The sequence below is a fragment of the Vibrio sp. Vb1755 genome, assembly GCF_033338635.1.
Classification (GTDB): domain Bacteria; phylum Pseudomonadota; class Gammaproteobacteria; order Enterobacterales; family Vibrionaceae; genus Vibrio; species Vibrio alginolyticus.
Map to the genome: position 1 here is coordinate 69,988 of NZ_JAWOTA010000017.1, position 12,865 is coordinate 82,852.

Genomic DNA, 12,865 nt, shown 5'->3' on the forward strand with positions numbered 1-12,865 from the left:
TTAGTTATCTCTGTCTTGTTTTTGGACTGGTGGAACGGGGTCATACCCCCCTTCATTCAAAGGGTGGCATTTTAATAGACGTTTGCCTGATAACCAACATCCTTTTACAAAACCGTGAGCTCTCAAAGCTTCTAGCGCGTAAGTGGAACAGGTTGGTGTGAACCGGCAACGAGGACCAATCAAAGGGCTGATAAACCAGCGATACAGATAAACGAGCCCAATGGCTATCCACGTGAAGGGCGAGACAGGCGTTGCCATAGCTTATCAAACAACTTAAAAATTTCCTCATTGCTTAAATCTTGCGCGCTTTTCTTCGCAATCACAACAAAATCTTTGTTTGGAAGCTGATGTTGATTGTTACGAAAGCTTTCACGAGCCAAACGCTTAAATCGGTTACGACCGACAGCCGTTTTGATTTGCTTTTTGGGAACCGCTAAACCTAATCGTGGGTGAGAAAGTTTGTTATTGCGAGCAATGATGGTGAAATGAGGCGAGCCAGCTCGATGAGCTTGCTGGAAGACGTTTTGATAATGCTCGGGAGTTAACAAACGTAACTCCCGATTAAACGCGTACGTGTTCAAAATAAACTAGCGATTATTTTGATAGGCGCGCACGGCCTTTTGCACGACGTGCGTTGATAACTTTACGACCGTTCTTAGTTGCCATGCGAGCACGGAAGCCGTGAGTACGCTTGCGCTTTAGAACTGTAGGTTGAAAAGTGCGTTTCATGATAATTACCTTTACTGATCAGTAGTTTTAGGTTCTTGTTAAACCCAGCGTGGGTATTTGCTTTCTTATATAAAGAAGCTCTTTATATAGAGAAGGACAACCGACGCCTCTCAACAAAGAGGCGGAATTGTAATCACACTCACATAATGTGTCAATGACTCAATGAGTACGAAATTCCGGCCGGGCGATTATACGTAGTGTGAGTAAAATCTCAAGGATCAATCGTTCCTGATGCTTGATCGTTACTCTATTCCTACTTGGTTAAGGAATTTTTTCAAACGAGGATCTTGTGGATTATCGAAGATATCCTGTGGAGAACCTTGCTCAACGATATTGCCTTCCGCCATGAAGATCACTCTATCAGCGACTTCTTTCGCGAATTGCATCTCGTGCGTCACCACCAGCATGGTTTGATGCTGATTAGCTAACTTCTTCATTAATGAGAGAACTTCACCAACCCATTCAGGATCCAGCGCAGAAGTTGGTTCGTCAAACAACAGCAGTTCTGGTTGCAGCGCCATCGCTCGGCCGATACCCACACGTTGTTGTTGGCCGCCAGACAATGCCGCTGGATAACTCTCACCTTTATCCCCAAGGCCGATGTCATCCAGAATTTGTTGCGCTCGTTTGAGAGCATCGGCTTTTTTCCAACCTCGAACGGTCACTAGACCTTCGGCAATGTTCTGGCGCGCATTCATGTGGGCAAACAGGGCATAGTTTTGGAACACAAAGCCAGTTCGACGACGCAGCGCTAATACTTCGGCTTTAGTGTGTTTTTGAGTATCAACGGAGATGTCATCTATCGTGATACGACCTTCATCTGCTTGTTCTAGAAAGTTCACCGTACGCAGCAAGGTTGATTTACCCGTACCACTTGAGCCGATAATCACGATGATCTCACCTTGCTTAATATCGAGGTCGATGCCTTTCAGCACTTCAGTCTCACCAAAACGTTTGTGAATATTTTCTAACTTAATCATCGTACGTACGCCTTATTCAGTTTTGCTTCTGCCCAGATTTGTACGCGAGTCAGAATTACCACCACGCCCCAGTAAATAAGAGCAACCGCAAGGAAAGCTTCAAAGAAACGGAAACTTGATGAGGCTTCCATCTGTGCTTTCGCCATGATTTCGGCCACACCAAGCGTGAAAGCGAGAGACGTTGACTTGATCATATCGATGAAATAGTTCATCAATGAAGGCAGTGCGACACGCGTTGCTTGAGGTAAAATCACTCGGCGCATTGCTTGGGATGTCGTCATACCGACCGATAAGCTCGCTTCCATTTGGCTGCGATCAATGCCAATAATGGCGGCACGAATACTTTCCGCCATATAAGCGGCAAAGTGCAGCGTTAAACCGATAACCGCTGCTGAAAAGGCGTCGATACCGACCATCAATGGAAAAATTTGCGGTAAGCCGTAATAAAGCAGGAAAAGCTGAACCAACAGTGGGGTGCCACGGAAGAAGCTGATGTACAGTTGGCTTAATTGATCCAGAACTGGCAGTTTAAATACGCGAATATTGGCTAAAATGACGGATAAAATCAGCGAAAACACCAATCCCCATGTCGCCATTTCCATGGTTGTGCCAAGATATTTCAGCAATATCGGCAGCAGTTCCAACATGTAATTAAAGTCAAATCCCATACGGCTTACCTAAAGGCTAGAGAAAAGAAAAGGTGGAAAACAAGTTCCACCTTTACGTAAGTTTATTTTAGTCCGAGAGTGATACCACTTTGCGGCCTAAAGTACAAAGAGTTCTTATTTCGTGATGTCAGCGCCAAACCACTTCACGGAAATTTTCTCTACTGTACCATCTGCGCGCATCTCAGCCAGTGCTTTGTTTACTTCTTCTTGCAGCTTACGACCTTTCTCGTTGTCAACGAAAGGCCATGCGTTTTGAATGGTCTCAAACGGTTCGCCTGCCAATTCCAGAGGAAGGCCAGTTTTCTTAATCAGCTCTAACGCAGAAAGACGATCCATTACAAACGCGTCTGCACGACCGAGCGCCACGTCATGTTCGATACCTGTGTCGTACGTTTTAATGTTGATCTTGCCGTCTTTGTCGTATTGACGCAGTAGTTGCTCAAAGTTAGAGCCTAGGTTGACCGCAACGGTTTTGCCCGCAAGATCGTCAACACCTTTGATGCTGTCGTTGCCTTTACGCACGGTAATTTGTGCGCCATCTACAACGTAAGGGTCAGCAAATAGGTATTTAGCTTTACGCTCATCAGTCATGGTGATTTGGTTGGAGATCGTATCGATACGACCAGTTTCTAAAAGACCAAATAAACCAGAGAAGTTGGCTGTTACGTATTCGATTTTGTAATCGTTACGTTTACCGATTTCATCCCACATGTCGACTTCAAAGCCTTGTAGCTTGTCTTGCTTTACAAAAGTAAACGGGAAGTAGCGACCTGACATACCAACTTTGACTTCAGTAGCGGCTTGTACGGTTGCTGCCGACAGTGCAATGGCTGCAACGGCAACCTTAATCCAGTTTTTCATAATACATCTCCATAATTTTATGGTTGGAAATACTACTGTTAGTTAGCTCAATTAAATAAATAACCAAGAGCAATAACCTAGACCTGTGAGTTATTAGATAATAGAAGAAGAATGTTAAATGTGACGAAAATGCGAACTGAACCTAGCGAAATGATCGACAAAATCAGCATTGGGAATAAAATAATACACAGACTTATCACCAATCGCTCGATCTTGTGAATTTTGCCCAATTGTGGATCGTTGTGTGGGCAAATTTGGGGCAAGGTGTGTTGATCTCATCAAGTTTGCAGAAATAATTGTGAATAACTTGGATCTTATTCACTGGATCGTCGATCAATCGCTGGCGATCTTGGTTATCAACAGGTAAAATTGCCAGTCTTTTCCGATAATTCAATTACTCAGTGGGGGCACCGTGTCATCTTCGCTTTGGCTGCAATGTTTGCAGCAGCTTCAAGAAGAGCTACCAGCTACAGAATTCAGCATGTGGGTTCGTCCGCTACAAGCGGAGCTCAATGACAATACTCTCACTCTATTCGCGCCAAACCGCTTTGTGTTGGACTGGGTGCGTGATAAGTATCTGAACAATATTACTCGCTTACTGCAGGAATACTGCGGTGGCGATATTCCTAACTTACGTTTTGAAGTGGGGAGCCGACCTGTCTCTGCTCCAAAACCAGCGCCGACACGTACGCCTGCAGATGTGGCTGCCGAGTCATCTGCACCTGCGCAATTACAGGCGCGTAAGCCAGTACACAAAACCTGGGATGACGACGCTCAAGCGATTGCGGCTATCAATCACCGCTCAAACATGAACCCAAAACACAAGTTCGACAACTTTGTTGAAGGTAAGTCGAACCAACTGGGTTTGGCTGCGGCGCGTCAGGTATCGGATAACCCAGGTGCAGCTTACAACCCACTATTCCTATACGGCGGCACGGGTTTGGGTAAAACCCACTTATTGCATGCGGTGGGTAACGCGATTGTGGATAACAACCCGAACGCAAAAGTGGTCTACATGCACTCAGAACGTTTTGTGCAAGACATGGTGAAAGCGCTTCAAAACAATGCGATTGAAGAATTCAAACGCTACTACCGCAGTGTGGATGCACTCCTTATCGATGACATCCAATTCTTTGCTAATAAAGAACGTTCACAAGAAGAATTCTTCCATACCTTCAACGCACTATTGGAAGGTAATCAGCAGATCATTCTAACGTCTGACCGTTATCCTAAAGAAATTAATGGCGTTGAAGATCGTCTTAAATCTCGCTTTGGTTGGGGTCTTACTGTTGCGATCGAGCCGCCTGAGCTTGAAACGCGTGTGGCGATCTTGATGAAAAAAGCCGAAGATCACCAAATCCACCTTGCTGATGAAGTGGCATTCTTTATTGCCAAGCGTCTGCGTTCGAACGTTCGTGAGCTCGAAGGTGCATTGAACCGTGTTATCGCGAACGCGAACTTTACTGGTCGTCCAATCACGATTGATTTTGTGCGTGAAGCGCTGCGCGATCTGCTTGCTCTACAAGAGAAGCTGGTGACGATCGATAACATTCAAAAGACCGTGGCGGAATACTACAAGATTAAAGTAGCGGACTTGCTGTCTAAGCGTCGTTCTCGTTCTGTAGCGCGTCCTCGTCAGCTGGCTATGGCGTTAGCAAAAGAACTAACCAACCATAGCTTGCCTGAAATTGGCGATGCGTTTGGGGGCCGCGATCATACGACCGTACTTCATGCTTGTCGCAAGATTGAGCAGCTGCGTGAAGAGAGCCACGACATTAAAGAAGATTACTCTAACTTGATTCGCACCCTGTCTTCGTAATCGGTTAGAATAACGGTATTCTAAGCAAATCATTTATTGAGCTGACAGCGTAAAGAGCCAAGCATGAAATTTACCATTGAACGTAGTCATTTAATCAAACCGCTACAGCAGGTTTCGGGCGCTTTAGGTGGCCGACCAACTCTGCCAATCCTGGGTAACCTACTTCTTAAAGTAGAAGAGAACGTATTGTCGATGACGGCAACCGATCTTGAAGTAGAGTTAGTAAGCAAAGTGACGCTAGAAGGTGATTTTGAAGCGGGCAGCATTACCGTTCCTTCGCGTAAGTTTCTCGATATCTGCCGTGGTTTACCGGACGATGCGATCATCACATTTGTATTAGAAGGTGATCGCGTACAAGTTCGCTCTGGTCGCAGCCGTTTCTCGTTGGCAACGCTTCCTGCGAACGATTTCCCTAATATTGAAGACTGGCAAAGCGAAGTGGAAGTATCACTGAGCCAAGCCGATCTACGTACGCTGATCGACAAAACTCAGTTCTCGATGGCGAATCAAGACGTTCGTTACTACCTCAACGGCATGTTGTTTGAAATTGACGGCACCACGCTACGCAGCGTGGCGACGGACGGCCACCGTATGGCGGTATCGCAAACTCAGCTAGGTGCGGACTTTGCGCAGAAGCAAATCATCGTGCCACGCAAAGGTGTGCAAGAATTAGTAAAGTTGATGGATGCGCCAGAGCAGCCCGTAGTACTTCAGATCGGTAGCTCCAATGTTCGTGCTGAGGTGAATAACTTTACTTTTACCTCTAAGTTGGTTGATGGTCGTTTCCCTGACTACCGCCGTGTATTGCCTCAGAGCACCAATAAGACACTAATAGCAAGTTGTGACGAGTTGCGCCAAGCCTTCTCTCGTGCTGCGATTCTTTCCAACGAAAAATTCCGTGGCGTGCGAGTGAATCTGGCTGATACTGAAATGCGCATAACCGCGAATAACCCAGAACAAGAAGAAGCGGAAGAGATGCTTGATGTAACCTTTGAAGGTGACGCCATCGAAATCGGCTTTAACGTAAGCTATGTGCTTGATGTTCTGAACACGTTGCGTTGTGAAAATGTACGTGTGTCGATGTCGGATGCTAACGCTAGCGCGTTGATTGAAAATGCCGACGATGACAGTGCCATGTACGTGGTGATGCCAATTCGTCTATAAGCCAACTGAATGCCTCTTTCTCGTCTCATCATTCAGCAGTTTCGAAACATTAAAGCCTGTGATATTGAGTTATCAGCAGGCTTTAACTTTCTTATCGGGCCGAACGGCAGCGGTAAAACCAGTGTCTTAGAAGCGGTTTATCTGCTCGGGCATGGCCGCTCATTCAAGAGCTCTCTCACCGGACGAGTGATACAAAATGAGTGTGACGAACTGTTTGTTCATGGTCGTTTTTTGAACTCGGATCAATTTGAGCTACCTATCGGCATTAATAAGCAGCGTGATGGCTCAACAGAGGTTAAAATAGGCGGTCAATCTGGACAAAAATTAGCGCAGTTGGCACAAGTTCTGCCTCTGCAGTTGATACACCCAGAAGGGTTTGATTTACTGACAGATGGCCCTAAACATCGTCGTGCGTTTATTGATTGGGGCGTGTTTCATACCGAGCCCGCTTTTTATCAAGCATGGGGAAGGTTCAAGCGCCTGAACAAGCAGCGCAACGCGTTGTTGAAAACCGCCAATAGTTATCGTGAGCTCAGTTATTGGGATCAGGAAATGGCAGGGTTGGCTGAAAACATCAGCCAATGGCGAGCAAGTTACATCGAGCAGATGAAAACCGTCGCAGAAACTATCTGTCAGACATTTTTGCCAGAATTTGAGATCCAATTGAAGTATTATCGTGGCTGGGATAAAGACACTCCATACCACGAGATACTAGAAAAGAATTTTGAGCGTGATCAGGCATTGGGATACACCTTTAGTGGCCCAAACAAAGCTGATTTGCGCATTAAAGTGAACGGAACGCCCGTTGAAGATGTTCTGTCACGCGGTCAATTAAAACTCATGGTGTGTGCATTGCGTGTAGCGCAAGGGCAACACCTGACAGAGATGGCCGGTAAACAATGCATTTACCTAATTGATGACTTCGCGTCGGAATTAGATAGCCAACGTCGCAAGCGTCTTGCTGACTGCTTAAAAGAGACGGGCGCACAAGTATTTGTAAGCTCTATCACTGAAAGCCAAATCGCCGATATGTTGGACGATAACGGTAAATTGTTTCATGTGGAACATGGCAGGATAGAGTCAAACTAGAAGAGAGAAACTCATGTCTGAAAATTACGATTCATCGAGTATTAAGGTACTGAAGGGTCTGGATGCGGTACGTAAGCGTCCAGGAATGTACATCGGCGATACGGACGACGGCACCGGCCTTCACCACATGGTTTTCGAGGTGGTGGATAACTCAATTGATGAAGCGTTGGCAGGTCACTGTAAAGACATCGTTGTGACAATTCATGAGGATAACTCGGTTTCCGTTAGCGATGATGGTCGTGGCATTCCAACAGAAATCCACTCAGAGGAAAATGTCTCTGCAGCAGAAGTAATCATGACGGTTCTTCACGCGGGTGGTAAGTTCGACGATAACTCATACAAAGTATCGGGTGGTCTTCACGGGGTAGGTGTTTCAGTAGTAAACGCACTATCAGAGAAAGTTGAGCTAACGATTCATCGTGGTGGCCATATCCATACGCAAACCTACCGCCATGGTGAGCCTCAAGCGCCACTAGCCGTTGTGGGTGATACGGATAAAACCGGTACACAAATTCGTTTCTGGCCAAGTGCCGAAACGTTCTCTAACACTGAGTTCCACTATGACATTCTGGCGAAACGCCTGCGTGAACTGTCATTCCTGAACTCTGGTGTGTCGATCAAATTGGTTGATGAACGTGAAGCGGACAAACATGATCACTTCATGTATGAAGGTGGTATTCAAGCGTTCGTTGATCACCTAAACACCAACAAAACGCCAATCATCGAAAAAATCTTCCACTTTAACTCTGAGCGTGAAGACGGCATTTCAGTTGAAGTGGCGATGCAATGGAACGATGGTTTCCAAGAGAACATCTTCTGCTTTACCAACAATATCCCACAGCGTGATGGTGGTACTCACCTTGCTGGTTTCCGTGCTGCGCTAACACGTACATTGAACAGCTTTATGGATAAAGAAGGTTTCTCGAAGAAAGCGAAAACAGCGACTTCAGGCGACGATGCGCGTGAAGGTCTAACTGCGGTTGTTTCGGTGAAAGTGCCTGATCCTAAGTTCTCAAGCCAAACAAAAGACAAACTAGTTTCTTCTGAAGTGAAATCAGCTGTTGAGTCTGCAATGGGTGAAAAACTGTCTGAGTTCCTGATTGAGAACCCGACAGAAGCGAAGATGGTTTGTTCGAAAATCATCGATGCAGCACGTGCACGTGAAGCTGCGCGTAAAGCTCGTGAAATGACGCGCCGTAAAGGTGCACTAGACCTAGCTGGTCTTCCAGGTAAACTTGCAGACTGTCAGGAAAAAGATCCGGCACTCTCTGAACTATACATAGTGGAGGGTGATTCGGCAGGCGGCTCCGCAAAACAAGGCCGTAACCGTAAGAACCAAGCAATCCTACCGCTAAAAGGTAAGATTCTTAACGTAGAGAAAGCACGTTTCGACAAGATGCTATCTTCTCAAGAAGTAGCAACACTGATCACCGCACTAGGTTGTGGTATCGGTCGTGACGAGTACAACCCGGACAAGCTTCGTTACCACAACATCATCATCATGACCGATGCCGATGTCGATGGTTCGCACATCCGTACGCTACTGTTGACCTTCTTCTACCGTCAAATGCCAGAGCTTATCGAGCGTGGCTATGTCTACATCGCTCAGCCACCACTATACAAAGTGAAAAAAGGCAAACAAGAGCAGTACATCAAAGATGAAGAAGCGATGAACCAATACCAAGTATCATTAGCTCTGGATAATGCATCGCTACACGTAAACGCAGAAGCACCTGCACTGGCTGGTGAAGCACTAGAGAAGCTTGTTCAACAGTACAATGCGGGTATTAAACTGGCGGAACGTATGAGCCGTCGCTACCCAAGTGCTTTGGTAAACGAGTTGATTTACACTCCTCGTCTAACGCCAGAGCAATGCCATGACGCATCAGTTGTGGAAGCGTGGACGAAGCAGCTTATTGAGCAGCTGAATGCGAAAGAAGTGGGTGCAAGTCAGTACAGCTACGAAGTTGAGCAGCACGAAGAGCTAGGCTTAAACTTGCCTAAGATTGTGGTTCGTACTCACGGTGTGACGCACGAACATGCAATTAGCATCGACTTCCTAAACTCGAAAGAGTACGGCAAGTTGGCTGATCTATCAGAAGCACTTGATGGACTTCTGGAAGAAGGCGCGTACATCAAACGTGGTGAGCGTACCATGCCAGTGGCAAACTTTGCAGAAGCGCTTGACTGGTTAGTGAAAGAGTCAATGCGTGGCTTAAGCCGTCAGCGCTACAAAGGTCTAGGTGAGATGAACCCAGACCAACTTTGGGAAACCACCATGGACCCAGAAACTCGTCGTATGATGCAGGTAACGATTGAAGATGCGGTAGGCGCAGATCAACTGTTCACTACGCTAATGGGTGACCAAGTAGAGCCTCGTCGTAACTTCATCGAAGAGAACGCACTGAAAGTAGCGAACCTAGACGTATAACGACACTTTTCGTGATAGTAAAAAGCAGCGAGAAATCGCTGCTTTTTTTGTTGTACCACCAGCTAAAATCGCCACTTTTTGCTAAAGCGGATGTTTTTCTGGTACTAAATGCCAACAACCCGATCAAGCCTGCCATTTTATATCTGTTTTCTTTTTTTCTCGCCATTTTGTTCGCTTGAGCGCTTTTGCTTTCTTTTTTCTGCTCGCTATAGTGCTGAAGAGCTGATGATTAAGGAGACTAAGAAAATGGTGATGACTTTCCTGAACTAAGCCGGAAGTGATGCACTTCCGGTTCAATGCACTGAATTTATTTGTAAGACAAGGCATTAAGAAGGAAATAATCATGTTTGAACGCTGGTTCTCAGCGTACTGCTTGGCGCTGCGAACTTGGTGGTTAACCAGTCGCTTTTTAACCTATCAATCACCACTAAGGTTGTTATCGCTATTTGAAACCTGCGAGCAACAAGCCCATTGCCGTAACCGAGCTCGTATTGCGGTTGGGGACACGGTTCGCTTAGTGGATGTTGAACGCGCCTATCAATATCGCATGACATTGGTCAGCTCGCGCAAGGGGCAACCCATGACAGGTATGCTCGCGGTCGATTCTTATTTGGGGTCTCGACTGTTAGGTCGAGCTAAAAATGATGCGCTCGAAGTGGAAATTTTTAATCAGCGACGCTGCTTTGTGATTACTGAAATTGTTCATCAATCGCAGCCACCAGCTCAGAAAATGCTGTGTGGTTGTCTGTTGTGCCAATAAATAGAGGTGAAGTCATGAGTAAGAAAGAAAAGAAACAACCGCAGTTGAGTCTAAAAGAAAAGCGCAAACTAAAGCAGGAAAAGGCGGCAGAAAAGGGCGTTGTAAAAGCGCGTAAATCCTCCCGCAAGTAAAGTGTAGATTGAGCCCTCCAGAACGGCGGGCTTTTTATCACTGATCGCGAAGTGATGAGGAACTAAGCTGTTCAAGGGGATAGTGGATGCTTTAAAAATTTTTTATTTTTTCCCTTGAAAGTCATTTTTGACGACCTTATATCTAGTTGTGAAGAGGGTGACTGGCTTGCTAGAGACTAGAAGACCAGCCCTCTGAAATCGCTAAAACGAGATCGCTCAGAAGAGGATATGGCGTTTTAGCACACAACTTAAACCTTTAGATTCAATATCATGTCTCCGAGCCAAACCAAGGCCAGTGGAATGATAAGAATCTCTTAGTTCGGCGTTGGTTTTTGCATAAACACGCCAGTAGGATGGAACTCATCTGAACTAAGACTATTGCTTAATTAAGAGGATAGATTTATGCGTAATGTAGATTTCTCACCACTATACCGTAATGCAATTGGCTTTGATCGTCTGCTAAACCTGATGGAAGCGAATACAGCGAAAAATACTTCTGGCGGTTACCCTCCATACAACATTGAGCAAAAAGACGAGCACAACTACCGTATTACTATGGCCGTTGCTGGCTTTGCTGAAGAACAGCTCGATCTGACTCAAAACGAAAACATGTTGATTGTGAAGGGCGAACGTAAAGCAGAAGAAGGCAAAAACTACGTTTACCAAGGTATTGCAGAACGTGATTTTGAACGTAAATTCCAGCTAGCGGATTACGTAAAAGTCGTGGGTGCATCAATGGAAAACGGTCTGCTTCATATCGATTTAGTTCGTGAAATCCCTGAAGCCATGCAACCACGTAAGATTGCTATCGGTGGCAACAACCTGATTGAGAACAACTAATCAGTTAACCACCCGGTTATAGAATGAGAAAGAGCGCCATATGGGCGCTCTTTTTAGTTTGGGTGCTTTCAAAACCGCTATTTCAAAGCCGTAATTTCAAAGAGAAGAACGGCTGAGTTCAATCCGTCTATTTACCTTCGCGGTAAGCCTTTTCCACTTCTTCAGCGATAATCGCAATGCCTTTTTGCATCATCTCATCATCTTGAACGTAGTTCATACGCAGGCATTGGTGCGCGTGATCCCACTCGTCTTGCTGACCAATAAAGAAATATTCACCAGGGACAATCAATACGCCACGCGCTTTCAAGCGTTGGTACAGTTCCATTGTTGTGATTGGCAGTTCATCAAACCATAACCACAAGAAGATAGCGCCTTCCGGCTTGTGGATGCGGAATCGCTCATCGGTAATTGCTTGTTGGAGCAGTTCAACCGCACGTTGTGATTTTTGCTTGTAGAACGGCTTAATCACCTCTGAACTCAGTTTAAGAAGATCGCCTTTGCCAATTATATGGTTTGCCAGCGCTGGACCAACACTGCCCGGCGCTAGGCTGATGATGCCGTTCATATTGGTTAATGCTTGCGTGATTTCTTCACTCGCAATCACAATGCCACAACGCACGCCCGGCAAGCCAAGTTTAGATAGGCTCATGCATAGGATGGTGTTTTCATTCCAGAACGGTTCGACATCTTCAAAGATGATGTTCGGGAAAGGTAGACCGTAGGCGTTATCGATGATCAGCGGGATGTTGTTCTCACGTGCTAGCTTGTCCAGCTTACGTACTTCTTCGTCTGTCAGTACATTACCCGTTGGGTTGGTTGGACGAGATGCACAGATTGCCGCAACAGAGTCGTCGACGGTTAGCTGCTCAAAATCGACGTGGTATTTAAACAGACCGTTATCTAACAGCTCGATTTCTGGGTGGTAAGAGATAAAGATATCTTCATCAATGCCAGCATCACCATAACCGATGTACTCAGGTGCGATAGGCAGTAGCACTTTCTTATGCGAACCATCTGGCTGTTTACCTGCCAACAAGTTGAACAAGTAGAAAAAGCCACTTTGGCTGCCGTTAGTTAGGCTGATGTTTTTTTCGGAAATATCCCAGCCGTAAGTTTCACGGAATAACTGAGCTAGCGCTTTGACGAACGCGTCTTTACCCTGCGGGCCATCGTAGTTGGCGAGGGCGGCGACGAGCTCCCCACTGGCGAGCATTTCCTCACTGGCTTGGTGAAAGTAATCGAGCATGGCAGGAATGGCGGCAGGATTACCTCCACCGAGCATGATGGCACCTGGTGTGCGCAGACCATCATTCAAATCGTCCATTAACTGCGTAATACCTGAATACTGATTAAATTTTTCACCAAACTTTGAGAACTGCATGCTGACTTATAC

13 protein-coding genes are annotated in these 12,865 nt (G+C 46.0%); 6 read left to right on the plus strand and 7 right to left on the minus strand.

Annotated elements, in window-relative coordinates:
- From yidD to R7E00_RS15440, 6 genes are all read right to left on the minus strand, one after another.
- Nucleotides 1-258 (minus strand): membrane protein insertion efficiency factor YidD, encoded by a 258-nt coding sequence (gene yidD, locus R7E00_RS15415; RefSeq protein ID WP_005378822.1) that lies wholly within the window; start codon nucleotides 256-258, stop codon nucleotides 1-3.
- On the minus strand, nucleotides 225-548 hold the full coding sequence (gene rnpA, locus R7E00_RS15420; RefSeq protein ID WP_005394102.1) for a ribonuclease P protein component: 324 nt from the start codon (nucleotides 546-548) through the stop codon (nucleotides 225-227). Before rnpA ends, yidD begins: the two co-directional genes overlap by 34 nt.
- Before the next feature lie 46 nt (nucleotides 549-594).
- Nucleotides 595-729, minus strand: coding sequence for a 50S ribosomal protein L34 (gene rpmH, locus R7E00_RS15425; RefSeq protein WP_005378825.1), 135 nt, complete (start codon nucleotides 727-729; stop codon nucleotides 595-597).
- A 242-nt stretch (nucleotides 730-971) separates the two neighbouring features.
- A complete protein-coding gene (locus R7E00_RS15430; RefSeq protein ID WP_053350668.1) occupies nucleotides 972-1,709 on the minus strand; it encodes an amino acid ABC transporter ATP-binding protein in 738 nt (245 codons plus the stop codon).
- Nucleotides 1,706-2,377 (minus strand): amino acid ABC transporter permease, encoded by a 672-nt coding sequence (locus R7E00_RS15435; protein ID WP_005378829.1) that lies wholly within the window; start codon nucleotides 2,375-2,377, stop codon nucleotides 1,706-1,708. The genes R7E00_RS15430 and R7E00_RS15435 overlap by 4 nt, the downstream gene beginning before the upstream one ends.
- 114 nt (nucleotides 2,378-2,491) lie before the next feature.
- A complete protein-coding gene (locus tag R7E00_RS15440; RefSeq protein ID WP_005378831.1) occupies nucleotides 2,492-3,238 on the minus strand; it encodes an amino acid ABC transporter substrate-binding protein in 747 nt (248 codons plus the stop codon).
- A gap of 412 nt (nucleotides 3,239-3,650) precedes the next feature.
- On the opposite strand from R7E00_RS15440, the gene dnaA reads away from it, so the two are divergent.
- From dnaA to R7E00_RS15470, 6 genes are all read left to right on the plus strand, one after another.
- The gene (gene dnaA, locus R7E00_RS15445) at nucleotides 3,651-5,057 is read left to right on the plus strand and encodes a chromosomal replication initiator protein DnaA (protein ID WP_005378835.1); all 1,407 of its coding nucleotides are present in this window, start codon (nucleotides 3,651-3,653) and stop codon (nucleotides 5,055-5,057) included.
- Between the two features lie 63 nt (nucleotides 5,058-5,120).
- Nucleotides 5,121-6,221: a DNA polymerase III subunit beta gene (dnaN, locus tag R7E00_RS15450; RefSeq protein ID WP_005394106.1), complete on the plus strand. Its 1,101-nt coding sequence runs from the start codon at nucleotides 5,121-5,123 to the stop codon at nucleotides 6,219-6,221.
- 9 nt (nucleotides 6,222-6,230) lie between these two features.
- Entirely contained in the window at nucleotides 6,231-7,310 is a 1,080-nt protein-coding gene (gene recF, locus R7E00_RS15455; RefSeq protein WP_005378839.1) for a DNA replication/repair protein RecF, read from the plus strand.
- 13 nt (nucleotides 7,311-7,323) lie between these two features.
- Nucleotides 7,324-9,741, plus strand: a complete 2,418-nt coding sequence (gyrB, locus tag R7E00_RS15460; RefSeq protein WP_005378841.1) for a DNA topoisomerase (ATP-hydrolyzing) subunit B — start codon at nucleotides 7,324-7,326, stop codon at nucleotides 9,739-9,741.
- Between the two features lie 343 nt (nucleotides 9,742-10,084).
- Nucleotides 10,085-10,501 carry a GreA/GreB family elongation factor gene (locus R7E00_RS15465; RefSeq protein ID WP_025768940.1) on the plus strand — a complete coding sequence of 139 codons (417 nt, stop codon included), beginning with the start codon at nucleotides 10,085-10,087 and terminating at the stop codon, nucleotides 10,499-10,501.
- Nucleotides 10,502-11,034: 533 nt separating this feature from the next.
- A complete protein-coding gene (locus R7E00_RS15470) occupies nucleotides 11,035-11,472 on the plus strand; it encodes an Hsp20 family protein (RefSeq protein ID WP_005378857.1) in 438 nt (145 codons plus the stop codon).
- 127 nt (nucleotides 11,473-11,599) lie between these two features.
- Here the strand turns inward: R7E00_RS15470 and R7E00_RS15475 are convergent, their stop codons facing one another.
- Entirely contained in the window at nucleotides 11,600-12,853 is a 1,254-nt protein-coding gene (locus R7E00_RS15475; protein WP_025768941.1) for a valine--pyruvate transaminase, read from the minus strand.
- Nucleotides 12,854-12,865 lie beyond the last annotated feature (12 nt).